At 67.5% G+C, this 24,986-nt stretch carries 21 protein-coding genes; 11 read left to right on the top strand and 10 right to left on the bottom strand.

Annotated features, from left to right (window positions below; translation table 11 throughout):
* Positions 1-3 precede the first annotated feature (3 nt).
* The 3 genes from IPK85_11500 (at position 4) to IPK85_11490 (ending at position 4,116) form a co-directional block, all read left to right on the top strand.
* Entirely contained in the window at positions 4-1,227 is a 1,224-nt protein-coding gene (locus IPK85_11500) for an ABC transporter permease (GenBank protein ID MBK8248009.1), read from the top strand.
* Between the two features lie 127 nt (positions 1,228-1,354).
* A complete protein-coding gene (locus tag IPK85_11495) occupies positions 1,355-1,969 on the top strand; it encodes a PadR family transcriptional regulator (protein ID MBK8248008.1) in 615 nt (204 codons plus the stop codon).
* A gap of 152 nt (positions 1,970-2,121) precedes the next feature.
* Positions 2,122-4,116 carry a potassium transporter Kup gene (locus IPK85_11490; protein ID MBK8248007.1) on the top strand — a complete coding sequence of 665 codons (1,995 nt, stop codon included), beginning with the start codon at positions 2,122-2,124 and terminating at the stop codon, positions 4,114-4,116.
* Positions 4,117-4,127: 11 nt separating this feature from the next.
* On the opposite strand, the gene IPK85_11485 is transcribed toward IPK85_11490, so the two are convergent.
* The 3 genes from IPK85_11485 to IPK85_11475 all read right to left on the bottom strand — a co-directional run bounded on the left by IPK85_11485 (position 4,128) and on the right by IPK85_11475 (position 7,904).
* A complete protein-coding gene (locus tag IPK85_11485; GenBank protein MBK8248006.1) occupies positions 4,128-4,430 on the bottom strand; it encodes a hypothetical protein in 303 nt (100 codons plus the stop codon).
* Positions 4,427-6,634: a TonB-dependent receptor gene (locus tag IPK85_11480; protein ID MBK8248005.1), complete on the bottom strand. Its 2,208-nt coding sequence runs from the start codon at positions 6,632-6,634 to the stop codon at positions 4,427-4,429. The genes IPK85_11485 and IPK85_11480 overlap by 4 nt, the downstream gene beginning before the upstream one ends.
* A gap of 136 nt (positions 6,635-6,770) precedes the next feature.
* Positions 6,771-7,904: a PDZ domain-containing protein gene (locus tag IPK85_11475; GenBank protein MBK8248004.1), complete on the bottom strand. Its 1,134-nt coding sequence runs from the start codon at positions 7,902-7,904 to the stop codon at positions 6,771-6,773.
* 91 nt (positions 7,905-7,995) lie between these two features.
* Between IPK85_11475 and IPK85_11470 the strand changes: the two genes are divergently transcribed.
* A complete protein-coding gene (locus IPK85_11470; protein MBK8248003.1) occupies positions 7,996-9,120 on the top strand; it encodes a VIT1/CCC1 transporter family protein in 1,125 nt (374 codons plus the stop codon).
* A gap of 11 nt (positions 9,121-9,131) precedes the next feature.
* Here IPK85_11470 and IPK85_11465 read toward each other — a convergent pair whose 3' ends face one another.
* The 4 genes from IPK85_11465 to IPK85_11450 are packed head-to-tail and all read right to left on the bottom strand — an operon-like array spanning position 9,132 to position 13,064.
* Entirely contained in the window at positions 9,132-9,563 is a 432-nt protein-coding gene (locus IPK85_11465; GenBank protein MBK8248002.1) for a hypothetical protein, read from the bottom strand.
* Positions 9,560-11,074 (bottom strand): beta-lactamase family protein, encoded by a 1,515-nt coding sequence (locus IPK85_11460; protein ID MBK8248001.1) that lies wholly within the window; start codon positions 11,072-11,074, stop codon positions 9,560-9,562. Before IPK85_11460 ends, IPK85_11465 begins: the two co-directional genes overlap by 4 nt.
* A 17-nt stretch (positions 11,075-11,091) precedes the next feature.
* Complete coding sequence (locus IPK85_11455) at positions 11,092-12,069, bottom strand: pyridoxal-phosphate dependent enzyme (protein ID MBK8248000.1); 978 nt, start codon at positions 12,067-12,069, stop codon at positions 11,092-11,094.
* On the bottom strand, positions 12,066-13,064 hold the full coding sequence (locus IPK85_11450) for an ornithine cyclodeaminase family protein (protein ID MBK8247999.1): 999 nt from the start codon (positions 13,062-13,064) through the stop codon (positions 12,066-12,068). The genes IPK85_11455 and IPK85_11450 overlap by 4 nt, the downstream gene beginning before the upstream one ends.
* Positions 13,065-13,239: 175 nt before the next feature.
* Here IPK85_11450 and IPK85_11445 point away from each other — a divergent pair, with 175 nt between their 5' ends.
* Positions 13,240-14,082, top strand: coding sequence for a hypothetical protein (locus IPK85_11445; GenBank protein ID MBK8247998.1), 843 nt, complete (start codon positions 13,240-13,242; stop codon positions 14,080-14,082).
* A 37-nt stretch (positions 14,083-14,119) separates the two neighbouring features.
* Here IPK85_11445 and IPK85_11440 read toward each other — a convergent pair whose 3' ends face one another.
* A complete protein-coding gene (locus IPK85_11440) occupies positions 14,120-16,564 on the bottom strand; it encodes a leucine--tRNA ligase (protein ID MBK8247997.1) in 2,445 nt (814 codons plus the stop codon).
* 171 nt (positions 16,565-16,735) lie between these two features.
* Here IPK85_11440 and IPK85_11435 point away from each other — a divergent pair, with 171 nt between their 5' ends.
* Positions 16,736-17,995 carry a methyl-accepting chemotaxis protein gene (locus tag IPK85_11435; protein ID MBK8247996.1) on the top strand — a complete coding sequence of 420 codons (1,260 nt, stop codon included), beginning with the start codon at positions 16,736-16,738 and terminating at the stop codon, positions 17,993-17,995.
* On the opposite strand, the gene IPK85_11430 is transcribed toward IPK85_11435, so the two are convergent.
* A complete protein-coding gene (locus IPK85_11430) occupies positions 17,992-19,038 on the bottom strand; it encodes a N(4)-(beta-N-acetylglucosaminyl)-L-asparaginase (protein MBK8247995.1) in 1,047 nt (348 codons plus the stop codon). The two genes, IPK85_11435 and IPK85_11430, sit on opposite strands and share 4 nt — an antisense overlap.
* A 145-nt stretch (positions 19,039-19,183) precedes the next feature.
* On the opposite strand from IPK85_11430, the gene IPK85_11425 reads away from it, so the two are divergent.
* Together IPK85_11425 and IPK85_11420 are read left to right on the top strand one after the other, a co-directional pair.
* The gene (locus tag IPK85_11425) at positions 19,184-19,783 is read left to right on the top strand and encodes a hypothetical protein (protein ID MBK8247994.1); all 600 of its coding nucleotides are present in this window, start codon (positions 19,184-19,186) and stop codon (positions 19,781-19,783) included.
* Positions 19,784-19,835: 52 nt separating this feature from the next.
* Positions 19,836-21,611 (top strand): acyl-CoA dehydrogenase family protein, encoded by a 1,776-nt coding sequence (locus tag IPK85_11420; protein MBK8247993.1) that lies wholly within the window; start codon positions 19,836-19,838, stop codon positions 21,609-21,611.
* Here IPK85_11420 and IPK85_11415 read toward each other — a convergent pair.
* Positions 21,608-22,648: an LLM class flavin-dependent oxidoreductase gene (locus IPK85_11415; GenBank protein MBK8247992.1), complete on the bottom strand. Its 1,041-nt coding sequence runs from the start codon at positions 22,646-22,648 to the stop codon at positions 21,608-21,610. The genes IPK85_11420 and IPK85_11415 overlap by 4 nt on opposite strands.
* A gap of 151 nt (positions 22,649-22,799) precedes the next feature.
* Between IPK85_11415 and IPK85_11410 the strand changes: the two genes are divergently transcribed.
* Genes IPK85_11410 through IPK85_11400 form a run of 3 tightly spaced genes read left to right on the top strand, consistent with a single transcriptional unit; the run spans position 22,800 to position 24,974 of the window.
* Positions 22,800-23,282 (top strand): DUF4188 domain-containing protein, encoded by a 483-nt coding sequence (locus IPK85_11410; GenBank protein MBK8247991.1) that lies wholly within the window; start codon positions 22,800-22,802, stop codon positions 23,280-23,282.
* Positions 23,279-24,187: an alpha/beta fold hydrolase gene (locus tag IPK85_11405; protein ID MBK8247990.1), complete on the top strand. Its 909-nt coding sequence runs from the start codon at positions 23,279-23,281 to the stop codon at positions 24,185-24,187. Before IPK85_11410 ends, IPK85_11405 begins: the two co-directional genes overlap by 4 nt.
* A gap of 16 nt (positions 24,188-24,203) precedes the next feature.
* The gene (locus IPK85_11400) at positions 24,204-24,974 is read left to right on the top strand and encodes a matrixin family metalloprotease (GenBank protein MBK8247989.1); all 771 of its coding nucleotides are present in this window, start codon (positions 24,204-24,206) and stop codon (positions 24,972-24,974) included.
* The last annotated feature ends 12 nt before the right edge of the window (positions 24,975-24,986 follow it).

Genomic DNA, 24,986 nt, shown 5'->3' with positions numbered 1-24,986 from the left:
GCCATGGTACTCGGCGAAATCTTCGTCGTCGCCCTCGGTGCATTGCGGGCCAACAAGCTGCGCTCGATGCTCACGATGCTCGGCATCGTCATTGGCGTCGCAGCGGTCATTGCGATGATCGCCCTGGGCACCGGTGCGCAACTGGCGGTAAAGGACCGGATCGCCGCGCTCGGGACGACCCTGCTGACGGTATCCCCCGGCCAACAGCGCATGGGGGGTGGGTTCTTCTCGTTCAACGACCGGGCCCGCATGGTCATGAAGGATGCGGTCGCCCTGGAGGAAAAGGGCAACAACCTCGCTGCCATCCAACCCGAAATGGCGCGGGACCTTCAGGTGACGTACCTGAACAAGAACACCGGAACTTCGGTAGTCGGCACGACCAGCAACTACCCCGAGGTTCGCAAGTTCAAGCTCGCCGCTGGTCGGTTCTTCACCTCGGCAGAAGATGCGGCCAAGGCCCGCGTCGCCGTGATCGGTCCCGAAGTCGTCAAGAACCTTGGACTCAACGGACCGTACGCGATCCTCGACGAACCCATTCGCATCCGCGGGATCCAGTTCACGGTCGTCGGAGTGCTCGAGGCAAAGGGACAGTCCGGCGGCTTTCAGAACCCGGACGACCAGCTCTTCATTCCCTTGCAGACGGCGCGGTATCGTGCCCTCGGCACGGAGCGCCTCAGATCCATCTCCGTCCTCGCGCCATCCGAGGACAAGATCGACGAGACGATAGCGGAGATTCAGCGCGTCCTGCGTCGCGAGCACCGGATCCGCCCAGGTCGTCCCGACGACTTCAGCATCCGCAACCAGTCGGACTTCCTGAGCACCTTCGCGGAAACGACCGAGGTGTTCACGTACCTGCTGTCTGGTATCGCGGCCGTGTCGCTCCTCGTGGGTGGCATCGGCATCATGAACATCATGCTGGTCTCTGTCACCGAGCGAACCCGCGAGATTGGAGTGCGGAAGGCCCTCGGCGCGACGCGCTGGAACATCCTCATCCAGTTCCTCATCGAGGCGGTCGTACTGTGTCTCCTCGGCGGACTGCTGGGTATCCTGCTTGGGACTGGCATCGCAACCTGGCTCAGTAACGCGTTCCAGTGGAACACCTCGATTTCGCCCACCTCAGTCGGCTTGGCATTCGGCTTTTCGGCCGTCGTTGGAGTGCTCTTCGGGGTCTGGCCAGCTCGGCGGGCCGCGCGACTGGATCCTATCCTGGCCCTTCGGTACGAGTAGATCACGTCACTCCAAGGGTACCAGGGGCGCTCGGCGATTGCCGGGCGCCCTCTCCGTTTTAAAGCCCCCCTTGCCGGGCCCGGCTTACGCAATATCTTTTCGATATATCTTTACCGAGGGTACCGGCATGTGGCACTCCGAGCACTGGTGCGGCCCGAATCGCAATCGTCGCGGTGGGCGTGATTGGCCTTTCGGTGAGTTTTTCTTCGGCGGTGGGCGGCGCGCGCGTGGCGGATGGGGCGGGCGGATGTTCGCCCAGGGAGACCTCAAGGTTGTGATCCTTCAGCTCCTCGCCGAGAAGCCGCGCCACGGGTACGAAATCATGAAGGCGATCGAGGAAAAGTCCGGCGGCGCGTATTCACCCTCCGCTGGTGCCGTGTATCCCACGTTGACCCTCCTCGAGGATATGGGGCATGCTACGTCCTCCGAAGAAGGTGGAAAGAAGGTGTACACTATCACGACAGAAGGAAGAGAGTATCTCGACCGTAATCAGGAGACGGTCGACGACATCTTTGAGCGAATCAGTGACATTGGGGCCACGGTTTTCAGCGAGGGGATGCGCGAGGTTGGGCGGGCCTTTGGGCATGTTGCCAAGGCGACCTTTGGCGCTTCGCGCGAGCATCTCCGGCATCCCGAAACCTCGCGCCAGATCCTGGAAGTTCTTGAGCGCGCATCCCGCGAGATCGAGGAAATCCTGAAGCGACCTGCGGCGGCGACGGAGGGCCCGGAACGCGGCGCGTGACGCTCGTCGCTGGACGGGGCGGAACAGCACCATAAATTCGAGACGGGCTGCGGCGCCATTGCCGCGGCCCGTTTTTCGTGGGGTTCCCCCCACGGAACAACCTCAGCCCGAATGCGCCGATCGATCCCCCCGGGACGGTGAGGCGTTCACATATGAACCACCCCAACGCCCCCGCAGACAACTCCGGGGGCGACAATCCACTCTCCGCGGCCCTGACGACCGCGGCGATGACGGCCGAAGTGCCGGTCGCGCCCCTACGCCCTCAAGCCGAGGCGGACCCGCACGGGAAGCGACTCGCCCTCTTGGCCTTCACCGCCCTCGGCGTGGTGTATGGCGACATCGGGACCAGCCCCCTGTACGCCGTCCAGGACGCGTTCAAGCCGGTGTACGGCCTGGTCGCCGATTCGGGGCGGGTGTACGGCCTGTTGTCGCTGATTGTCTGGTCCCTCGTGCTGATTGTTTCCGTGAAGTACGTGGGCTTCATCCTCCGCGCAGACAACAAGGGCGAAGGCGGCGTGTACGCGTTGCTGGCCCTGATCCTGCGCAGCGAGCGGAAGTCGGGACGCGGTGGACGAACCGCCCTGATCATGCTCGGCCTCTTTGGCGGAGCCTTCCTCTATGGCGACGGCATCATCACACCGGCCATCTCGGTGGTAGGGGCGATGGAGGGGCTCAAGGTCCTCAATCCCGCCTTTGAGCACCTCGTGGTTCCGGTGACGTTCGTCATCATCGCCACCCTGTTCTACTTCCAGTACCACGGCACGGCGCGCATCGGCGGTCTCTTCGGCTGGATCATGCTGGCCTGGTTCTCCAGCATTGCGGTCCTCGGGATACGCGGCATCCTGATGCACCCGGAGATCTTTGCCGCGATCAATCCCATGTACGCGGTGCGCTTTTTCACGGATGACCCGGTCAAGTCCTTCGTGGTCCTCGGGGCGGTCGTGCTCGTGGTCACCGGCGGCGAAGCGCTGTACGCCGACATGGGACACTTCGGCCGCAAGCCAATCCGTCTCGCCTGGGTCGCGCTGGTCCTCCCGGCGCTGCTGCTCAATTACTTCGGACAAGGCGCGTTGATCCTGGCGAACCCGAGCGCCGCCGAGAACCCGTTTTACCTGCTGGTGCCATCGTGGTGGCTGGTGCCACAAATCGTCATCGCGACGTTGGCGGCCATCGTGGCCTCCCAGGCGCTGATCTCAGGTGCGTTCTCGCTGACCCAACAGGCCGTGCAGCTGGGATATTCGCCGCGCGTCACCATCGTCCACACCTCAAAGGAGGAGGCAGGACAGATCTACATCCCGGAGATCAACATCGCGCTCGCGATCGGGACCCTGGCGCTCGTGGTGATGGCCGGAAGTGTCGAGGAGCTCGGCCAGATGTACGGCGTCGCGGTGACAGGCACGATGGTGATCACCAACCTGCTGTTCGTCTCCGTCGCGCGCGAGCGCTTCGGGTGGAGCCGCGGCAAGTGCCTCGCGTTCCTGTCGGGGTTCATGATCGTTGACCTGACGTTCTTTTCCGCCAACCTGCTCAAGGTTCCCACCGGTGGGTGGGTGCCCCTCGCGATTGCCACCGCAGTATTCGCCCTCATGACCACCTGGAAGCGCGGCCGGGAGCTATTGCGGCAGTTCATGACCCGCAACTCGCTGCCCATTGAGGACTTCGTGCAGAGCCTCAAGACCAGCAAGGTCGTGCGGGTCCCCGGCACGGCGATCTTCATGACCTCGGAGTCCGAGGGAACACCTGTCGTCCTGCTCCACCACCTCAAGCACAACAAGGTGTTGCACCAGCAGGTCATCCTGCTCTCGATCATCGCACGTGAGGTGCCCGAGGTGCCGAGCTCCGACCGAATTCGCCTCGAGTCCCTCTCCGAGGGGGTCCATCGGGTGCGTGCGCTCTACGGCTTCATGGAGCAGCCCAACGTCGAGGACATTCGCGCCCGCCTCTCGGAAGCGGGCATCAAGACCAAGAAGATGGACACCACCTACTACCTCGGGCGTGAGCAGCTGATCGCGACCAGCAACGAGGGAATGGTCCGGTGGCGCAAGCGCCTCTTTGCCATCATGTCGCGCAACGCCCGATCGGCGACGCAGTACTTCAGCATTCCGCCCAACCGGGTCGTTGAGCTGGGCGCGCAGATCGAGTTCTAGCAGCGCTCCCCTCACTCCACCCAGGGCCACCCCCGCAGCGCGTAGTACCGACGCCGCGGGGTGGCCCGGAGCGGGTGGATCCCGTTCCGGCGACACCAGATCATATGGACGGTTAGCCCGGCTGCAGCGAGCACACCTGGCAGCAGGAGGGCCCAGTGGCCGACGCGTTGCGCCAGGAGCAGGGTGAGCGCGCACACCAGGCCCCACTTGAGCATCTTGCGCCACGCCGGAGTCTCCACCTCGAAGACGGCAAAGGTCGCTGGACCCACAATACACAGCGTCAGCAGGACGGCCAGTTCCAGTTCCATGCTCACCACGACACGCGGTAGGTGAGGGAGAGGTTGCGACCGGCATTTGGGGCATAGTCTTTCGCCCGGCTCGTGGCATCCCGCGTCAAGCGGTTGCCGGCGTTGTCCACGCGCAGCATGACGCCATGCATCGCCGGGCCGGCAAACCAGGTCAGGCCGAGAAACCCGTCGACCTGGGTGTACCCCGGTGCCCGGTACTCTCCGTCCGGGACCTCTCCCTGCCGCGCCTGACGCCGCACCGCACCCCCGAGCTGCACGCGCTGGTTGTCGTAGCGCACGTGCCCGCCAAGGCGCGCGGCAGGCATGAACGGCAAGGCTCCTCCTGTCGCGTCGCGCGCCCGCATGACATCGCCGACCAGGCCGGCCACGACGTGCGCCCGGATCACCCGCTCAACGTCGAATTCCAGCCCCGTGAGACGGGCGGGCCGCTGGCTGACCACGAAGAGCGGCAGAACCTTCGCGACATCACCCACGACAACCGATGTGTCCCGACCCGTAGGGTACATGCCGATCCACCCACGCACCGAGGAGTGATACCCGGCGACCTGCGCCCGCATCCCGGGTCGTTCCACACGCCACACGAGGTCGACACCGTCGGTAACCTCAGGTGCCAACGCCGCGTTGCCGATTTCGTAGGCTCCCGTGCCCGCGTGGCCAGCCCGGGAGAATAGCTCCTCGACGGACGGTGCCCGAACCGCATGGGCGCCACTGAGCGCCAGTGAACCGGCTCTGAACAGGGACCACACCACACCGCCCGACGCGGACACCGCATCGAAACGACGCGACACGGCATCGCCAAATTGAACACTGGACACCGAACGGATGCTCGTCCGCTCAACACGCACGGAGACCGGAACGCGCAGACGATTCGCAACCCGCACTTCCTGGAACAGCACCGCGCCCGTCTGCTCCACCCGGCTCGGCGGCGTGAGCGCCTGCTCACCCGTCACCCCGTTCTCCCGAGTCGACCAGGTCAACCCCAGTGCACCACCGGCCACAACGCCTGCTGGCCGAACGGCCCCAATCATCTGCAGCTGGGTCGTCACCAGCCCGAGGGTCGTGGCGACATCGCCCGTTGTGGCCACTTCGTCGTGGGCATAGCGCTGGTGACCGCCCTCCACACGGAGTTGGGAGAATGGCCCGACACGTGGCACGGTGGCGCGAGCAAGCAGCTCCTCGCGGGCCCCGCGCAAGCGGATCCCCTCCTCCGGACGGTCCCGATATGGGAGCCCATACTCGAAGCCGTACCTTCGCCACGCCATGCCCGCCGCCCACCCGTCGCGCGAGGCCCCAGCACCAATGACCGCCGAACGATTCCTCGAACTGGTATTGCCCAGCCGTGGCCCTGCAGGAGTTAACTGGTCCGCATGGGATCGGGCGCCACCCTTCATGGTGACCGCCGCGTGCTGGCCGAGCGGCTGGACCACCTCCCCCCACCCCCCGCCGCCCCGCATCGCCGACTCCGTGGTGAGGGCAAGGCTCGTCGTGCGCCCGGCCGGTATGACCCTGGGGATGTCGTCCGAGATGACGTTCACCACTCCGCCTAACGCATTCGAGCCGTACAACAGGGCGGCCGGGCCGCGCACGACCTCGATGCCCCGGGCGGCGAGTGGGTCCACCGTGATGCCGTGGTCCGACGCGGTCGACGCGAGGTCCGCAGCCCGCTGTCCGTCCTGCAGCACCACAATACGATCACCGGTGAGGCCGCGGATGATGGGCATGGAGGCCGCCGGTCCCTGCGAGCGCACCGTCACCCCGGCCTGTCGCGACAAGGTCGCAGACAGCGAGTTCGCCAGCGATCGATTCAGGGCGCGCGCGTCCATGCTGCTCACCGGTGCGGCAACATCGCCGAGTGACTGCGCGGTGGGCGCGGCAGTGACGGTCACGCCAGCCAAAGAGAGCGCGGTACGCTCCAGTACCACCTCGATCCGGTCGGTGCCGTCCCCGACGATCTCGAGATGCAGTTGTCGCGGCGCAAACCCGAGGGCGGTTACGAGGACCCTATGCAGTCCCGCCGCCAAACGGAGTCTCGCACGGCCATCAGCCCCCGCGCTCACTCCAACATCGGCCCCCACAACTTCGAGGCGAGCCCCGCGAACCGGCGTCGCGCTCTGATCGGTGATTCGCACGGTGACCGCCGCCGCGACCTGGGAGGCCGCGACACGGGCGAAAAGAAGGAGGCCAGCGCCAAGACGCCACCGCATGGACATACGGATCAACGAAAGAGAAAGTGAGTCTATCCTAAATCCGTGGGAACGAAAGGGCAACCCTGACATGGAACGATGAAAGAGCCGAGGCGTGAAGGCCCGGCCCTTTCGGCTCCCTGGAGGACGTCCCGTCCCGTTGCTACATCGCGGTCGCACCTGAGCGCCTGACGCGGACCTCGACCTTCGGGGCAGCGCCGGCGCCACTCTCGTCGCTCTGAATTCTCACACGAGGACGGACGATGACCCGACCTCCGTCAAACCGACGCATCAGCTCCTCGACGCGACCCTCGAGCTCGGCCCGACGCTCTGGCGACATCCGAAGGTCGACCCGCCCATCTTCGCCACGATCAAAGAACATCATCCCCTGACCATCGAAGCGCGGCAGCGCCTGCACGCCCCCACGCGGCATGGAGAACGAGAAGCCGCGCGCGCCATCGCCGAAGAACGAGAACCCGTCGTCCCCGATGGCGATCGACCCCGACCGCGGCAGGTCCTTCTGGGCGATCGTCTTCACGCGCACGGTCCGCGCCTGGCCGGAGCGCATGAGGCGCAACTCGACCTCGTCGCCAGCTTTTGCCTTCTCCATCTCACGCGTGAGTCGCCGCATGCGGCTGTTGCTCATGCTCCAGTCGCCCGCATCCGCCCCGGGGACCCGCAGGTCAACGCCATTGATGGCGGCGATGCGGTCCCCTTCCTCGATGCGCGCCTTGTCTGCCGGTCCATCGTCGGTCACGGACGCCACGAGAATGCCGAGTGTGTCGCGCCGTGATCCGGACATGCCGAGCCCGATGCCTAACGTTGCTCGCTCATCAGACCGGCGCCGGGTCGACGCGACCGTCACCCGTTCCGGCTGCAACGCGTCGGCAGTGACCGTCGTGACCGCCACGTCACGGACCTGCCCTTCGCGGTACACCTTGAGGGTGACCCGATCGCCGGCCTTCACCTTGCCAAGCTCACGCACGAGGCGCCGGGTCCCGATCCCGGCCAGCTCCAGGTCCTCGACGTCCTGTGCCGACAGCCGCAAGTTGACGCCATTCACCGACACCAGTCGGTCCCCTTCCTCGATGCCCGCGGTGGCCGCAGGGCCGCCGCGGGTTACATCGGTCACCAGCAGGCCAAGGGTATCGCGAGAGCCGCCGGGGCCGGTGGTCACCCCGATCCGGGGTCGATCATCGTCACGGGCCGTGGAGGAGAAGGTACGGACCTGCTGGCCGGTGAGGTCCGCGGCAGCGGCCACGAGCGCGAGGGGCGCGAGAAATCGAAGGGTCGTCATGGGCATTCGGGTTACGTTACATGCGATCAGTCACCGCGGCCGCGACGAGGGTTTCCCGACCTTCCCGGGGCCCGCTCTCTCGAGGTTGTTGATGCCTGCGCCCACCCCGGACCTCAGCGCCTTTCGCGAACACTGGCAGGACGAAGGCGACGCCGCCTTCCTGTACCGCGCGCTCGCCGCCGTCGAAGGTGAGCCAGCGCGCCGTGAGGTCTTTCGCAAGCTTGCGGACGTGGAGGATCGACACCTGTCGATCTGGCGAGACCTGCTGGAGCAGCATGGTGCGTCCCCTGGACCTCATCGCCCAACCCTGCGCGCGCGTCTCACCGTCGCGTTAGGCAGGCGCTTTGGCGCGCGCACGATCCTCCCGGCCCTGCTTCGGGAGGAAGGCCGGGAGGTGCGTCATTACTTGTCGATGCACCGTGGCACCCCCAAGGGGATGGCGGGGAGCGACGAGTCGCTGCTCCTCGCCCGCGAGAGCGCTGAACACGCCAGCGAACTCTCGCGCATCGCCGGCGGTAGCAGCGAGCCATGGCACCGTGCGGAGTCCGGTGGGTTCCTCCGCAACGTGGTCTACGGCTTCAACGATGGCCTCACGGCGAATTTCGGATTGGTGGCCGGCGTCCTTGGCGCGACGGCCACTCAGCAGCACGAAGCCGTCGTGGTCGCGGGTGTCGCGGGATTGGTGGCCGATGCCCTCTCCATGGGTTCCAGCGGCTACCTGGCCGCGAAGAGCGAGCAGGAAGTGTACGACAACGAGATCGCCATGGAGCGCGACGAGATCGCCCTCATGCCGGAGCTCGAGCAAGAGGAGCTGGCCCTGCTGTACGAGGCCAAGGGGATGTCACCGGACGGAGCCCAGGCCCTGGCCCGTGATGCGATGCGAGACCCTGAGCGCATGTTGAAGGAGAAGGTCCAGCTCGAGCTGGGGATCTCCGGAGAAGCGACCAACCCATGGCGTGAGGCCTGGATCACGGGGCTCGCCACCGCAATCGGCGCGCTCATCCCGGTGTTCCCGTTCTTCGTGACCTCCGGGAGGCCGGCGATCGTGGCGTCCTTCGTGCTGGCGATGGCGGCCCATTTCCTGGTGGGGGCCGCGCGGTCACTCTTCACCGGCCGCGGCGTGATCCGGTCCGGCATCGACATGTTTGTCGTCGGGCTTGGCGTCGCGATCGCCGGCTACTACGCCGGCGAGTGGATCAGCGGATACCTGGGCTGACGCTGCGGGCGCTACGACACCCGGCCAGCGAGTCGCGGGCCGAGGACCATCGCGGAGACAAACGCAGCCAGCGTCGCGACGACGACCCAGCCCGGGTGCGGAATCGCCCGGAAGTTCATGACCCCGGCGACAATGAACGCGAGGCCGACGAGGCGCGCACGGCGCGAGGGATCGGTGCCGGCGAGGCGGGCCGCGAGGGTGCAGGCCACGGTGGTGGCAATGAGGTACCCCGCGACGAGCCCCATGTAGGCCGGCGTGGTCATCGCGGCCATCGCGCGGCGCATCGACTCCGGATCGTTGGGGTCGGTGCCGGGAGGCGGCGGAAAGGCCATGGCATTCGCCGCTTGCAGGATCACGATCAGGATCACGCCGATGAACACGCCGGCGCCGACCGAGACGAGGTTGCGTACGCGCGGGTCGCGGCCGGTCGTCGGTTCGGTCATGGCTGCCCGGGGCGTGGCAGGGTGGACGTGCGGGCCACGCGCTCCTTCACCAATCGGGCATAGGACGACAGGGCGAAGTACTGCCGCGTGGCTTCGGGCAGCCCGGAGATCGCAGCCGCATACCCACTGAGCGTGTCGCCGCGGGGCCGCAGGGCAAACGACAGGACGTGGGGCTGTCGCTTGATGTCGGGCGCCGCCAGCGGGGACGGCGTGCTCATGGCAAAGACGCCGTTGCTCCAGCTGCTGGTGGCGGGACGCTCCACGCTGACTCCGCCGATGCGAACATCGCGCGGCCCCGACGCATCGATCGTCACGCGCACCGCCACCGAGTCGGCGTAGGAGCGCACATACCCGCGCCACTGCCCCATGAGCGAGGTCCAGTCCGCCGCGACGGGCACGGCGGTCGGCCGGGCCAGCATCTCGCGCAGCTTGCCCTCATAGCCCGGCAACACCGCCGCGGCCAGCTCCTGCGCGATGCGCGCCATGGCCTGCGGCACCGACTTGTTGAGCAGGACAACCACCACGGCATTGGCCTGCGGATACAGCGCCAGCATCGTGGTCACCCCCGGCATCCCGCCCGTGTGGGAGACGCGGCGGTAGCCAAACTCATCGGAGCGAATCGCCCAGCCGAGGCCCCGGGTGGATCCCGGTCCCTCCACGGCCACATCACGCTGCATCGCGGCGCGCGTCTCCGGGGTGAGGATCGCCTGTTGCCCCTCGACGGCCTGGCCTAGGTGGAACAGGCCGAAACGCACGAGGTCGTGGGCGCTCGCGTAGACCTCGCTCGCCCCCGGGTGGTCAAACGTGTAGTACGGAATCGGCTGGTCTTCGCTACTGTAGCGCACGGCGGTCTCGGCCTCGAGCCCGGGGCGTGGCCCCACGCTGGTGTGCGTCATGCCGAGGGGATCGAACACCTCACGCCGCATGTAGTCCCCGTAGGTCGTGCCCCCCTGGCGCCGGATCACGTAGTCGAGGAGGCCGAACCCGAGGTTCGAATATTGGTAGCCGCCACCCGGACGATAGGTGAGGATACCGAACCGCCGGATGGTCTCGTCCGTGGTCGGGACGCCGTACCCGGCATCGCGATAGAAGAACTGGTAGTGCAAGGGCAAGCCGGCGGTGTGCGTCAGCACGTGCTGGACCGTCGCCTGCGCGGCCTTGCCCTCGAAGGCGCGGAGCCTCGCGGCGCCGAGGTACTCGTTCACCGGACGATCGAGCCGCACCCGTCCTCGCTCCACGAGCTTCATGAGGCCCGTGGCGGTGAACGGCTTGGAGATCGACGCCAGTGAGTAGGCCGTGTTGGGCGTCGCCGCGACGGACTTCTCACGGTCCGCGAGCCCGAAGGCCTGCTCCCAGGTCACGCGACCGTCCTTAGCCACCGCCACCGACACCGAGGGAAGCCGATGCGCAGTCATCAACGAATCAATCACACGCCGCGCCGCGGCGAACTCCGGCGGCGTCTGGGCCGTGGCGGCAACGGGCAGCAGCAGCGCGCACAGGGTGAATCGCATCGGGAGATGATGAGGGATCATGGGCGGATGGCCGCGGCGGGCGGGGCGAGGAACCCCGCCACCGTGTCCAGGTTGATGTTTCCACCAGAGATGACACAGACAACATTTCCACTGCCGGCCGCGCCACTGCGACCAGCGGCGACCGCGGCCGCTCCCGCACCCTCCGCGAGCACGCGTCCACGCGCGAGCAGGACGCGCACGGCGTCCCGCACGTCATCGAGGGTGACCACGATCGAGTTGGTGAGCAACCGCCTGGCCAACGGCCACATCTCCGCGAGGACGGAGCGCCCGCCAATGCCGTCGACAAAGCTCGGCTGGTAGTCAAAGGGCACCGGCTCCCCCGCGCGCAGGGCGGCCGCGAGCGGCGCCGCCGTATCCACTTCCGCCGCAAACACGGGCACGTGCGGCGCCACCGCAGCCAGCGCCGACGCGATGCCGCAGGCCAGCCCGCCCCCGCCATACGGGACGACCACGGCATCAACGGCCGGAAGGTCATCGACGATCTCCAGGCCAACGGTCCCGTTCCCCGCAATGACCGCGCGTTCGCTCACCGGATGGATGAACACCCCATCGTATCCGGGGGCACCGTGCTCCACGAGAATGCGCCACCAATCCTCGTGGGGTGTGCGCACCACCCGCGCGCCGAGCCGCTCCACCGCCTGCACCTTCGCCGCGGGCGCATGATCGGGGACGACCACCGTGCAGGGGATCCCACGCTCGCGGGCACACCAGGCGACCCCTTGCGCCATGTTGCCCGCGCTCGCGGTCCACACACCACGCGCCAACGCGTCCGGATCCGCGAGGGCCATCGCGTTCGCCGCGCCACGGATCTTGAACGACCCGATCGGCTGCAGGTTCTCCAGCTTCAGCCACAGGGTGCACGGCGCATCGATGTGGAGGCGTAGCAAGGGGGTGCGCACCGCCGTACCGGCCACGCGACGCCGGGCGGCCTCGATGTCCGCCAGCGGAACGGGGACCGGGAGCGGCTCCCTCATCGCAGCCCCCCCAGTGCCACCCAGGTCCCCGTGCCAAGGGCCTCCGCCCGTTCGTAGATGAACCGCGCGCTGGCCACGTCCTCCACCGCCAGGCCTAACGATTTGAAGATGGTCACCTCGTCGGCCGTGCGCCGGCCCGGCACGCGGCCCAGGACCAGCTCGCCGAGTTCGCCGACAATGTGTGTGTTGTCCACGACACCTTCCTCGCGGGGGATGAGGAAGTCGCCCGCCTCGGCCATCACGCTCTCCCGCCGGTCGACATACAGGCGCGCGCGGCGCACCGCCTCGGAGTCCAATTCACGCGCCGTGGCCACGCTGGCACCGACGGCGTTGATGTGCGTCCCGGGCGAGAGCCACTCACCGAGCACCACGGGCTCGCGCGCGCCGGTGGTCGTGCACACGACATCTGCCCCGCGGACGGCATCCACGGCCCGTGGCACAACCTCGACCGTGCGACCGAGCCCTGCCGCGGCACGCTCGGCGAACGCCAGTGCGTTGGGGTGGTGCCGACTCCACACCCGGATCGTGGTGAAGTCGCGGACGGAACACATCGCCTCGAGGTGTGTCATCGCCTGGACGCCGCTCCCCAGGATACCGAGCGTCCTGGCCTCGGGGCGGGCCAGCAGGCGGGTGGCGAGCCCCGACACCGCCGCCGTGCGGATCGCCGTGACCGAGGAGGCATCGATGATGGCAAGCAGACGGCCGTTTGTGTTCTCGAAGTACAGCACCACGCCGATGTGCGATTCGTACGGCGTGCCCTCATTGTCCGGAAACACCGTGATCACCTTGGCGCCGATCGATGGTCCCAGCACGGCCGGCATGGAGGCGAACATGTTGCGCTGCCCCGGCAATCGGAGCACGGTGCGCAGTGGAAGGAGTCCGTCACCCCTCGTGAGAGCCCCCAGGGTCTCGCCCATGAGGTCGATGCACGCGGCCATCGGGAGGAGGCGCACGACGTCGTCGTGCGAGACGATAAGGGTTCGGGCGGCAGTCACGCGATCCGTTGCATTAGAGGGTGCGAATGAACTCCCCGGAATGTGCGTCGTCTCATCAGGTCGTCGCTAGCGCTGCGGCGCGATCGCATCCAATCTCACGGGCGCGGAGCGACGTATCCATGCGTGACCGCGTGGTGCGCTCGCCCGGTCGAAATCCCCTTCAGCTCCCGACACCATGCGCCTCGCTTCCCTCCTCCTCGTCGGCTCGGTCGCCTTGCTGGCATGCGCCCGCGCCGAGACACCTACGGCCGACTCGGCCGTCGCGGCAACGCCTAACGTGGTGGCGATCACGGCTAGCGACTTCGCGCTGGCCGCCCCCGACACCATCCCCAGCGGCGTCACCGCGTTTCACCTCGTCGCGACCTCCGGGATCCACCACGCCATGGTGGTGCGGATCGGCGAGGGCAAGACGTACGCCGACTTCCTGGAGGCGGCCAAGTCGCTCGACCCGACCAAGCCGTTTCCCTCCTGGCTCACCGAGATCGGCGGGCCGAACCCACCCGCGCCGGGCGACACCACCATCGTGCTGCACGACGTCGCCGCCGGCACGTACGCCCTCTTCTGCGTGGTCGACATTCCAGACCGGGTGCCGCATATCGCGAAGGGCATGGTGCGGGAGCTGACCGTCGTCCCCTCGTCCACGCCGTCCGCACCGCCGCCGGCCGGTGACGTCGCCATGACCCTGGTCGACTACGGGTTCGATGTGACGCCGGCGCTGACGCCGGGCGAGCACGTGATCAAGGTGACTAACTCGTCACAGCAGTCCCACGAGTTCTTTATTGCCCGCCTGGACTCCGGCAAGACCATGGCGGACGTCGGCCAATGGGCCGCGACGTACCGCGGGCCATTCCCCGGCAAGCCGCTGGGCGGGCTGGCCCCGATGTCGCCCGGCGGGACGGCGTACGTGCGGGTGCAGCTCACCCCGGGGAACTACATCCTCCTGTGCTTCGTTCCCGACGCGAAAGACGGGAAGCTCCACCTGGAGCACGGGATGGCGAAGGAGTTCACCATCCAGTAGCACGTGGGTGGGGGCGGCACGGCCGCCCCCACGACCGCTACACCACGAGGTTCAGCAGCCGACGCGGCACGAAGATCACCTTTCGGATCTCCCCGGTCACGAACTTCGCAATGCTCCCATCGGCCAGCGCGAGCGCGAGCGCCTCCTCCTGCGTGATGGCCGGGTCGACCGTCAGCGTGCCCCGCAGCTTGCCATTGACCTGCACCGCCAGCTGGACCGTCTCTTCTCGCGCGAGAGCGGCATCGAACACCGGCCATCCGCTATCAAACACGCTGCGGGTGTTTCCGAGCCGTTCCCAGAGCTCCTCGGCCAGGTGCGGCGCGAACGGCGCCACCAACTGGACCAGCGGCGCAACCTCCGCACGGGCTGGGCGTCGCTCGCCCCTACGCAGCACGTTCATGTACTCCATCATGGAGGCAATCGCCGTGTTGTACGACAACTTCGGGATGTCGGTGGTGCACTTGTCGATCGTCTGATGCAGCTTGCGCATCACGGTGTCGTCCGGTGCCGCGTCCGTGCCCACGGCGACGGCCAGCCAGAGCCGATCCAGGAACCGCTTGACGCCGCTGATCCCGGCGTCGCGAAAGTCCCCGCCCTCCTCATACGGCCCGAGGAACATGAGGTAGGTACGAAAGGCGTCGGCACCCCAGTCCTCGATGAACTGGTCCGGGTTCACGACGTTCCCCTTCGTCTTCGACATCTTGGCCCCTTCCTTGATGATGAGGCCATGCGCCCGGAAGCGGGTGAAGGGCTCCTCGAAGTCGATGTGCCCCATGTCGTGCAACACCATGGTGATGAACCGCGAGTACAACAGGTGCAGCACGGCGTGTTCGTTGCCGCCGATGTACGTGGAGACAGGGAGCCACTTGCGCGTGAGCGCGCGGTCGAAGGGCACGTCGCTGCGGGTGGCGCTGGGATAGCGCAGGAAGTACCAGCCGCTGTCCAGGAAGGTGTCCGAGACATCGGTCTCGCGGCGTCCCTGCTTCCCGCAACGCGGGCACGCGACGTGATACCACTCGGCGTGGCGGGCGAGGGGCGAGATCCCGGAATCGTCCGGCCGGTAGTCCTCGATGTCGGGCAGCACCACCGGCAGGTCCGCCTCGGGGACCGGCTGCGGCCCGCAGGCGTCGCAGTAGATGATCGGGATCGGCGGCCCCCAGTACCGCTGCCGCGAGATGCACCAGTCATGCAGGCGATAGTTGGTCACCGCCCGGCCCGCCTTGCGTTCGGCGAGCCACGCCGTGACCTCTCGCTTGCCCTCGGCCACCGGCCGGCCGTCGAACGCCCCGCTGTTCACCAGGCGCCCACGATCCGACTCGACGTATGGCTCGGCCAGCGGCGCATCGGCGTCCACACCCTCCGCGGCGACCACGCGCACGATGGGCAGCCCGAACTGCGTGGCGAAGGCAAAGTCGCGCTCGTCGTGCCCGGGCACTGCCATGATCGCTCCCGTGCCGTACTCCATCAGGACGTAGTCGGCAATCCAGATCGGGATGGGCTGCCCGGTCGCCGGGTTCGTGGCGTGGCTCCCGGTGAACACGCCGGTCTTCTCCTTGTTCACCTTCCGCGACACCAGGTCCTGCTTGGCGGCACGCGCGCGGTAGGCCTCCACCGCGTCGCGCTGACCCGGCATGGTCAGGGCGGACACCAGCGGATGCTCGGGAGCCAGCACCATGTACGTCGCACCGAAGATCGTGTCCGGTCGCGTGGTGAAGACCGTGATGCCCGCTTCGTGTCCCGGCACGGCAAAGGTCACTTCCGCGCCTTCGCTCCGCCCGATCCAGTTCCGTTGTGCCGTCTTGGTGGTCTCCGACCAGTCGATCGTGTCCAGGTTATCGAGCAGGCGCGCTGCGTAGTCGGTGATGCGGAAGAACCACTGTTCCAGCAGCCGCTGCTCAACGACCGTGCCACAGCGCTCGCACGCCCCGGCCACCACCTGCTCGTTGGCCAGCACGGTCTTGCAGCTCGGGCACCAGTTCACGGCGGCCTTCTTCTTGTAGGCCAGGCCGTGCTTGTACAGCTGGAGGAAGACCCACTGCGTCCACTTGTAGTACGACGGGTCGGTGGTGTCGACCGACTGCGACCAATCGACCATCAGGCCGGCGCGCTCCAACTGCCGCCGGAAGTTCGCGATGTTCCGGGGGATGAGGCGCATGGGGTGCCCCCCGACCTTCAGCGCGTAGTTCTCGGAGTGGATGCCGAACGCATCGTAGCCGAGTGGCTCGAAGACCGTGTGCCCCTGCAACCGCTGGAATCGGCCGTAGATGTCGGTGCCGGTAAAGGCGAAGAGGTTTCCGACATGCAGCCCCTCGGCCGAAGGGTACGGGAACATCATGAGCGCGTAGAACGGCCGCTCGCCGCCCACCAGATCGGTCTGGTTGGTCCCCCGTTCGCGCCAGCGCGCCTGCCAACGCGCTTCCACCGCAGTTGGGTCGTAACCCTCAGGTGCTGCCGGGTCCACAGAGGGGCTCCGTTCGGTCATTTCGAAACGTCGGGATGGGGTCGCCGGCCCCCCACCCCGGGGCGCCGGTTTCGCAATCTATCACGACCGTGCCTTCCCTCCGCGCCCGGTCGTCTGGCAGGGGAGATGCCTTCACACCCCACTTCAGCGCCTGACGCGAGGACGTCCAGGGCGACCCACGTCCTGGTCGTCGTGGGAACCATCGCCGTCTCCGTCGGTGCGTGGATCACCGCACAGGGGATGGCGCGTCTTGGCCCGGTCGCGCTCATGGCCGTGGGAGCGGTTGGCGTCGGCATTGGCTGCCTCGTCGCCGCCGCCCTCATCCTGGTCCTCGCGCCCAATACCGCTGGCGAAGAGGTCGTCGAGTTGACCACGTCGCTCGACGCCGCGAGCCGCGGGGACCTGACGCGCGAACCAAAGGAGGCCGGCCACCGCTTGCGGACGACCCGGCTGGCGCTGCGCCGGGCATTGGCAACCCTTCGCGCGACGGTCGACGGTGCCCGCGAGCACACCCGCGACACGGCTTCGCGTGCGGGCGAATTCGCCACACACCTCGGTAACACCCACCTCGCGTCGCAGCGGTCGGGAGAACTGGCGACAAGCGTGGCGGATCGCGCGCGAAGCGTCGCGGAACTCGCGCAACACCTGGACGTCTCGCTGGCGACTCTCGAGGCGCACGCGCAGGGGCTGGACCAGGAACGACGGAGCTTGCTCGCCGCCGCGGAAACACGGGCGCTTGGCCTCAATGAGGTGGGGCGTGACCTCGATGCGGCCACCAGCGCCCTGGCGACCCTGGATGAGCGCTTCCGCGCGGCCCGCGAGCACCTGTCCCGCCTCGATCAGTCCGTGGACGAAGTCCGTGAGTTTGTCGCCCTCGTTCGAAAGATGTCGCGGCAGAGCAAGTTGCTCAGCTTGAATGCCGCAATGGAGGCCGCACGCGCCGGCGAGCAGGGGAGCGGGTTCGCCGTGGTCGCGAGCGAGGTCCGCCGACTCGCCAAGGGCTCGTCAGACGCCGCGGATCGCACGGAGGCGTTGCTCAAGGACCTACTGCGTGATACGGCCGTCGCCCGCGAATCTGCGGCGGCCTCGGTCGCACTCGTCGAACAGGGCGTGCTCGTGCTCTCACGATCGCGCCAACGCGTGAGTGAAGCGCAGGGGCTGGACTCAACGCCTGCGCCCCTCGAGCCCCTGGAGCCCCAGGCCCTGCGAGCCGACGTTGGACGCGTCGCGCACGAACTGGACGGCCTGGCCAAGGTGGCCGGGGACGCTCGCCTGGCGCAGGGGGCGACCCTGACGCGCCTGCACGACCTGATCGCGGCGGCACATTCGCTGAACCGGAGCGCGGCACGTGCGAGTGCCGTCCTCGATGGACTGCGCACGGACGTCGCGACTCCCGGGGGGACACCGGGGCAGCCCACCACCACTCCAGCCGTCCCGGTCCCCATCGCCTAACGCGTCGGCCGTTCGCTCCGCCGGTAAACGTAGGCCGACGGCACGACCCGCGCCCCGCCCGCGTCACACACGGCGAACGAGCTCCCCTCGTAACAGCTCACGCCGGCGAACGTCCCGTCCTTGCGCACGGCGTAGAAGTCGAGGTCGAAGAGCGGGCGTCCCCGCTCGCTCAGCAGGCGCTTCTCGGTCATCGCGATGACCCGTTCCACGACGTGCAACAGGGCTTGCTCCGGCGACTTGCCCAGCCGCATCTGCTCCACCGCGAGGAACGCCCCGCACACCTTGATGTTCGCCTCGCCGCGCCCGGTGGACCCGGCGGCCCCCACGGTGTTGTCGCAATACTGGCCCGCCCCGATGATCGGCGAGTCGCCGACGCGGCCCGGCACCTTCCACGACATCCCGCTGGTCGTGGTCACGCTCGACAGGTCGCCGGCGGCATTCACGGCGTTCATGTTGATCGTCCCGGTGGTGAACTTGATGCGCACCGGGTCATCGTGATCCAACCAGGCATCGTTGCCGTTGAGCTTGCTCTTCCAGCGCAGCCAGTCCTGGCGGCTCTTCTCTGTGAGGAGGTTCTGCGTCTTGAACCCCATGGACACCGCGAACTTTCGGGCGTCCGACCCCACCAGCATGATGTGGTCGGTGTAGTCCATGATCGCCTTGGCCACGAGCGACGGGGTGGCAATGTCCTCCAGGCACCCCACGCTCCCGGCGCGGCGCGTCGGCCCGTGCATACACGACGCGTCCAGTTGCACGACGCCATCGGCGTTAGGCAGGCCGCCGAGTCCCACGGACTGGTCCTCCGGATCAAGCTCCTGGAGGTTCACCCCCGCGATGATGGCGTCGAGCGTATCCTCGCCGCGCACGATCTGGTCGTAGGCGACCTTCACCCCTCGAATGCCGTTGGCCGAGGCGATCACCACGGGTGGTGCCGCGCCGAACCCGGCGCGAGGCGCGGCCACGGCCGACGCGCCCGGGGTGAACGCCAGGCCGGCGGCGAGCGACGAGGAGGTGGCGACGAATTCGCGGCGAGAGAGGGTCATGGGCGTGGGGGGTGAGTCCGGCGAACTTAGGCGCCGCGCGGCGCGACCGAAATGGTTGCGCCCGCGCGACGGCACCCTGGGCCATCCGCGCGGTTGCGCCTGCCCCCGCGTTGGAACGAATCTTCCCGTCCCCTTCCCGGCAGCCATGCCTCCAGACGAGCGGCCCCCTTTTCAGGTCCAACCGAGGCAACGGTGGCTCGATCGCGACCTCGTCGTGGCCGTGAGCGCCATCGTGATCTCCCTGAGCGCCCTGCTCGTTTCCCTCGTGCAGACGCGCGTGATGATGGCCCAGAAGGATGCGGCGGTGTGGCCGCGCCTGGTGGTCTGGTCGAGCTTGCGCCAACAGGGGGGATTTGAAGTTGCGGTAGGCGTGAAGAACGCCGGCGTTGGTCCGCTGCAGGTCCGTTGGGCCCAGGTAACGCTTAGCGGACACCCGATCACCAACGCGCTCGCGCTGCTGGACTCCGCCCCGCCCCCAGCGGGCCCCGGCGAGAACACGGCGACCCACGCGAGCCTGACCGGCACGGTACTGACACCGAGCGAGGATCGGGAGATACTCCGGGTGTCCGGACCCATCGCGCAGCAAGTCGCTACCCTGGCCCCACGCACGGGCTTTACCGTGTGTTATTGCTCGATCTACGACAAGTGCTGGACCCACGAGTCGCAGCAGATGAGCGTGGGAAGTGCCGCCGCCCGGATCACGGCTGTCGCGGCGTGTATCGATCCGGTGGGGCCGGTGTTCTGAACATCCGTCCCGCACCAGCGTAGCTTCACGTTATCCCTGCCCCACCCGCCACATGACTGCCGACACGCGCCCCCACCTGGCCAACCCGGAAGAGAACCCCTCCTTCATCAAGGGACTGTTCCTCGGCGAGTTGCGCGAAGAGCTCCTCTTTCCGTTTCCGGCGTTGTCTGGCGAGGAATCGGAGAGCCTCACCGCCGTCCTGGATGCCTTTCGCGCGTTCGCGAAGGACCACGTCGATCCCCATGCGAACGACGCGGCCGGTCGCTTTCCCGAGGAGATGCGCGCAGGCTTTCACGCGTTGGGCCTGATGGGACTCAACATCCCGGAAGCGTACGGCGGCTTCGGCGCGTCGGCGAAGGTGTTCAACCGCGTGTTCGGCGAGATCGGGGCGGTGGACCCCGCGCTGGCGGTCTACTTTGGCGCCCACCAGTCGATCGGGTGCAAGGGGATCACCCTCTTCGGCAGCGAGGAGCAAAAGCAGCGCTACCTGCCGCGGTGCGCCTCCGGGGAGATGGTGGCCGCCTTCTGCCTGACCGAACCGGGCTCGGGCTCCGACGCCCAGGCGATGAAAGCCACCGCCGTGCCGACGCCAGACGGCGCGGCCTACGTGCTCAACGGCACCAAGATCTGGATCTCCAATGCCGGGTACGCGGGCGTCTTTACGGTGTTTGCCAAGGTGCCGGTGACGATCGAGGGCAAGGCGAAGGAGCGAGTGACCGCCTTCATCGTCGAGGCGGCGAGTCCCGGCGTGTCGCTGGGCAAGCTCGAGGAGAAGATGGGGATCAAGGCGTCCGATACCCGCTCCGTATCGTTTGACAATGTGCGCGTCCCGGTGGAGAACCGTCTGGGCGACGTGGGACAGGGGTTCCGGATTGCGCTGGAGATCCTCAACTCGGGGCGCCTGGGGCTGGCGTCGGGATCGGCCCGCGGCACGCGCGAGATCATGAACCGGGCGATCGCCTATGCCGCCCAGCGCGAGCAGTTCGGGCGGCCCATCGCCTCGTTCGAGATCCTGCGTCGCAAGATCGCGCTCGCCGCAGCGGAGTGTTACGCCCTCGACGCCGGCGTCATGATCACCGCCGGCATGGTGGACCGCGGCGGGGTGGACTTTTCGCTCGAGACTGCGGCGTGCAAGGTGTTCGGCTCCGAACTCGCCTATCGCGCGGCCAATGAAGGACTCCAGATCGCGGGCGGCGTGGGGTACTCCAAGGAGGCCCCGTATGAGCAGGCGGTGCGCGACTCGCGGATCATGCTCATCTTCGAGGGGACCAACGAGATCCTGCGCGTCCTCGTGGCGCTGATGGGACTGCAACAGCCGGGCGAGCACCTCAAAGCCCTCGGCAAGGCCCTCCAGGACCCGATCAACTCGCTTGGGGCGATCGGGCAATACCTCGCCGGGCGCGTGAAGGGAACCATCGACCGCCCCGACTTCTCGCGGGTCCATGCCGCCCTCGAAGAAGAAGCGGAGTTGGTCGCGGACCAGGTGCATGACCTGGCGCGCGCCGTCGAACGCGCCCTCCGCAAACACGGCAAGAAGATCATTGAGCGACAGTACGTGCAGGAACGCCTGGCCAATGCGGCGATCGACCTGTTTCTCTGTTCGGCGACGCTCGCCCGTGCCACGCGCGACATCGAGCAGGCGGGGGGCGACGAAGCCGCCGTCGAGGCCGAACTGGACTGTGCCCGGGTCTTCATCCACATGGCCTACCGGCGCACGCGGCGCAACCTGCGGGGCCTCAAGGTGAACCAGGACGCCCGCCTCGACGCCATTGCCGCACGCGCTGTCGCCAGCGGGGACCTCGCCCCCCGCGCACCGACCGATCGTTAGGCGCTGCGACCCAGCGCCTTCCGCACGGCCGGCGCCACCACCGTGGCGTAGAGCTCGATGGTCCGCAACATCTTGGCGTGAGGCATCGACCCCACGCTGAACTGCATCAGGAAGCGGTCCATGCGAAACAGCTCGTGCTCGAACAGGATCTTGTCGATCACTTCCTGCGGATCGCCGACCAGCAGGGCCCCCCGGGGTGAGCGCTCGGCCTCGAACCGCTGCCGAGTCGGCGGCGGCCAGCCCCGCTCGCGACCAATCCGCCCCATGGCATCCAGGTAGGGCGGCCAGGCGTCGTCTGCGGCCTCGCGGGAAGACGGCGCGACGTAGCCGTGGGAATTGATGCTCACCTTGAGGGTCGATGCGTCGTGGCCCGCCTCGCGCCCCGCCTGCCGATACAGCGCCACGAGGTCCGCAAAGCGTTCAGGCGCCCCGCCGATGATCGCCACGGCCAGCGGCAGCCCAAGCGTTCCCGCGCGCACCACCGATTCCGGCGTTCCGCCAACGGCAATCCACACCGGGAGCGGATCCTGCACGGGCCGCGGGTACACACCGCGATTGGTAATCGGGGCCCGGTGCCTGCCCCGCCACGTCACCTGCGTCGCCTTGCGCAGCTCCAGCAACAGTCCAAGCTTCTCGGCGAACAGGGCATCGTAGTCGTTGAGGTCGTAACCAAACAGCGGGTACGACTCGATGAACGAACCCCGGCCGGCCATGATCTCCGCACGGCCTCCGGAGAGCAGGTCCACCGTCGCGAACTCCTGGAACACTCGGACCGGATCGTCCGAGCTCAGGACCGTGACAGCACTGGTCAGTCGGATCCGTTTCGTACGCACCGCGGCCGCCGCCAGTACGATGGCCGGCGTCGAGACCACGAAGTCCGGCCGGTGATGTTCACCAATCCCGAAGACGTCGAGCCCCGCTTGGTCGGCGAGCTCGATCTCCTCCATCAGGTTTCGCAGGCGTTGCTCCGCATTGATCGAGGTGCCGGTCGCCGGGTCGCGCGAGTTCTCGGCGAACGTGTAGATCCCAAGTTCCACGGGTGATCGGGTGAGGACGCGCGGAAGTTAGCGGGGCTGACCCGCCGCCTTCAGTCCCCGGCGGCATCGCACATGGGGGGACGGGTGCCCCGGCGACGCCTCGCCATGACGCGCCGTTCGCCCGATATTCCGCGTGTTCTCTCCCCCTCGCATGTCTCAGATCTTTCCGCAGCGGATGACCGCCGACATCGACGGCGACTTTGTCGTCTTCCTGATTGGCATGCGGGTCAACCGATGGTGGAAGCCCCACAAGTGGATCCCGGTGATGATGGCGATGCCGCGCATGCTCAAGGAACTGCGCGGCGACCCGTCGTCCGGCTTCCTGGGGGCCATCTTCGGCCCCGGGGTGATTGTGCAGTACTGGCGGTCCTTCGATGACCTTGAGCGATACGCTCGCTCGCATGACCACCAGCACTGGCCCGCCTGGGTGGCGTTCAACCGGACGGTACGCACCGCGAGCGGCGACGTGGGCATCTGGCACGAGACCTACATGGTGAAAGCAGGGCAGTACGAAGCCGTGTACGGCGCCATGCCCCGGATCGGCCTGGCCACGGCCGGACGTCATGTGTCCGTGACCGAGGCGCGGGACAGTGCGCGCCAGCGGGTCGCGACGGCCGCCGGAGACTCGGTGTGAGCGCGGAGGAATCGGCGCGCCAGCGGTTCACCGCCTTTCGGCGTTCCCTCCCCCGCACCCCGCGACTCACGGCCCAGCGTGTCGTGACCCGCGGGCTGACCTTCGCCGTGTATCACACGGAGCCCAGGCCGGATCGTGTTCCGCTGCTGTGTGTGAACGGCGGGCTCCTCTACGATCACAAGCTCCTCTGGCCGGCGCTCTCGCCCCTCGCCCAACAGCGCCAACTTTTCTTCTTTGATCAGCGGGGGCGCGGCGGGTCGCAGCCCCCGCCCGGCGTGCATGCCGCGAAGATCGAGCACGACGCCGGGGACGTTGCCGCGTTGCGGCAGGCCATTGGCTTTCACCAATGGGACGTCCTGGGACACTCGTGGGGGGGCGGGATTGCCATGCTCGCCGCCGAGCAGGACCGCACCGGGGTGCGGCGCCTCATCCTGGTGAATTCGGTTGGACCAACCTCATCCTGGCTCGACGGACTTCATGACCGGGCGCTCGAACGGCTGTCGCCTGCAGACCGCGTGGTGTTGCACCGACTCGACCCCACGACGTTGCATGTGGCGGACCCGGCCATTCATTCGGCCTACTCTCGTGCGATTTACCCCGCCTGGTTTGGTGACGCAGATCTCGCGCAACTCTTTGCCCCGCCACGATCTGAGAGCCGAACCGGAGCCGCCGTGGTGTCACGCCTGAGGCGGGAAGGGTACGATTGGCGGTCGCTGGTCCGTGCCGTGCATTCCGAAGCCCTCGTCATCCACGGAGAGAGTGACCTCCTCCCCCCGGCCGTTGCCCGGGAACTGGTCAGCTTGCTCCCGAAGTCCTGCCTCGCGTTGATTCCCGGCTCGGGCCACATGCCCTTCTGGGAGGCACCGAAGCCCTTCTTCGAGTCCGTGGAGCAGTTCCTCTCGTAGCCACGTATATCCGCCCATGAAGCGACTCGATCTCCTGGTGACCTGCACGCTGGCCGCGCTGGCGGCTTTCGTTGGATCTCAGGTCCTCGAGACCCGGCAGCTCCACGCCGCGCGCACACAGAACGGCGAGCCGGTGGTGTCGGACTCAGGCGAGGGCGTCGTCGAGGAAGGAGCCGGGGTGGCGGCGCGCTCCTATCGATACTCTCCGGAAGCCGAGGATGCGCGGCGCCGGATCGAATTGGCCTCGACGAGCACCTACATCGGTGAAGTCCTGCTGGCCCACGACTCGTCACTGGCGCGCTGGGCCGAACGCCGGAATGACCCGCTGCGCATCTGGATCCAGCCGGTCGCGCGTTTCGAACATTGGTCACCCACCCTCCTGCCTCTGGTGCGCGACGCTTTCCTCGAATGGGGCGAGTCTGGCATCCCGATCAACTTCACTTTCGTGCTCGACTCCGCGTCGGCCAACGTGCACGTCACCTGGGTGGATCGCTTTCGGGAACCGATCAGCGGCAAGACGCTGTGGACGCACGACGAGAACTGGTACATCCTGCAGGCGAACGTGATGCTGGCGGTCCACCACCAGGGTGGCGAGCCCCTCGACCGCGCCGCGACCAAGGCGATCGCCCTCCACGAGGTGGGCCACATGCTCGGCCTCGACCATACGCGGGACACCACGAGCATCATGGCGCCGCGCGTGCGTGTGAAGGAACTGAGTGGCGCAGACCGCGCGACGGCGCAGCTGCTCTACTCCCTGATCCCCGGCAAGCTCGGCGGACGTCGTTAGGCGCGCGCCACG

It is taken from the genome of Gemmatimonadota bacterium (genome assembly GCA_016712265.1).
In the GTDB taxonomy this organism is placed as follows: Bacteria; Gemmatimonadota; Gemmatimonadetes; order Gemmatimonadales; family Gemmatimonadaceae; genus RBC101.
This window is presented reverse-complemented; position numbering and strand designations above follow the sequence as displayed.

What these genes read in the sequence shown, in the direction of transcription:
- IPK85_11500 (MBK8248009.1), top strand. Translation starts at nt 4, where the DNA reads ATGGTACTCGGCGAAATCTTCGTCGTCGCCCTCGGTGCATTGCGGGCC.
- IPK85_11495 (MBK8248008.1), top strand. Translation starts at nt 1,355, where the DNA reads ATGTGGCACTCCGAGCACTGGTGCGGCCCGAATCGCAATCGTCGCGGT.
- IPK85_11490 (MBK8248007.1), top strand. Translation starts at nt 2,122, where the DNA reads ATGAACCACCCCAACGCCCCCGCAGACAACTCCGGGGGCGACAATCCA.
- IPK85_11480 (MBK8248005.1), bottom strand. Translation starts at nt 6,634, where the DNA reads ATGTCCATGCGGTGGCGTCTTGGCGCTGGCCTCCTTCTTTTCGCCCGT.
- IPK85_11475 (MBK8248004.1), bottom strand. Translation starts at nt 7,904, where the DNA reads ATGACGACCCTTCGATTTCTCGCGCCCCTCGCGCTCGTGGCCGCTGCC.
- IPK85_11470 (MBK8248003.1), top strand. Translation starts at nt 7,996, where the DNA reads ATGCCTGCGCCCACCCCGGACCTCAGCGCCTTTCGCGAACACTGGCAG.
- IPK85_11465 (MBK8248002.1), bottom strand. Translation starts at nt 9,563, where the DNA reads ATGACCGAACCGACGACCGGCCGCGACCCGCGCGTACGCAACCTCGTC.
- IPK85_11460 (MBK8248001.1), bottom strand. Translation starts at nt 11,074, where the DNA reads ATGCGATTCACCCTGTGCGCGCTGCTGCTGCCCGTTGCCGCCACGGCC.
- IPK85_11455 (MBK8248000.1), bottom strand. Translation starts at nt 12,069, where the DNA reads ATGAGGGAGCCGCTCCCGGTCCCCGTTCCGCTGGCGGACATCGAGGCC.
- IPK85_11445 (MBK8247998.1), top strand. Translation starts at nt 13,240, where the DNA reads ATGCGCCTCGCTTCCCTCCTCCTCGTCGGCTCGGTCGCCTTGCTGGCA.
- IPK85_11440 (MBK8247997.1), bottom strand. Translation starts at nt 16,564, where the DNA reads ATGACCGAACGGAGCCCCTCTGTGGACCCGGCAGCACCTGAGGGTTAC.
- IPK85_11430 (MBK8247995.1), bottom strand. Translation starts at nt 19,038, where the DNA reads ATGACCCTCTCTCGCCGCGAATTCGTCGCCACCTCCTCGTCGCTCGCC.
- IPK85_11425 (MBK8247994.1), top strand. Translation starts at nt 19,184, where the DNA reads ATGCCTCCAGACGAGCGGCCCCCTTTTCAGGTCCAACCGAGGCAACGG.
- IPK85_11420 (MBK8247993.1), top strand. Translation starts at nt 19,836, where the DNA reads ATGACTGCCGACACGCGCCCCCACCTGGCCAACCCGGAAGAGAACCCC.
- IPK85_11410 (MBK8247991.1), top strand. Translation starts at nt 22,800, where the DNA reads ATGTCTCAGATCTTTCCGCAGCGGATGACCGCCGACATCGACGGCGAC.
- IPK85_11400 (MBK8247989.1), top strand. Translation starts at nt 24,204, where the DNA reads ATGAAGCGACTCGATCTCCTGGTGACCTGCACGCTGGCCGCGCTGGCG.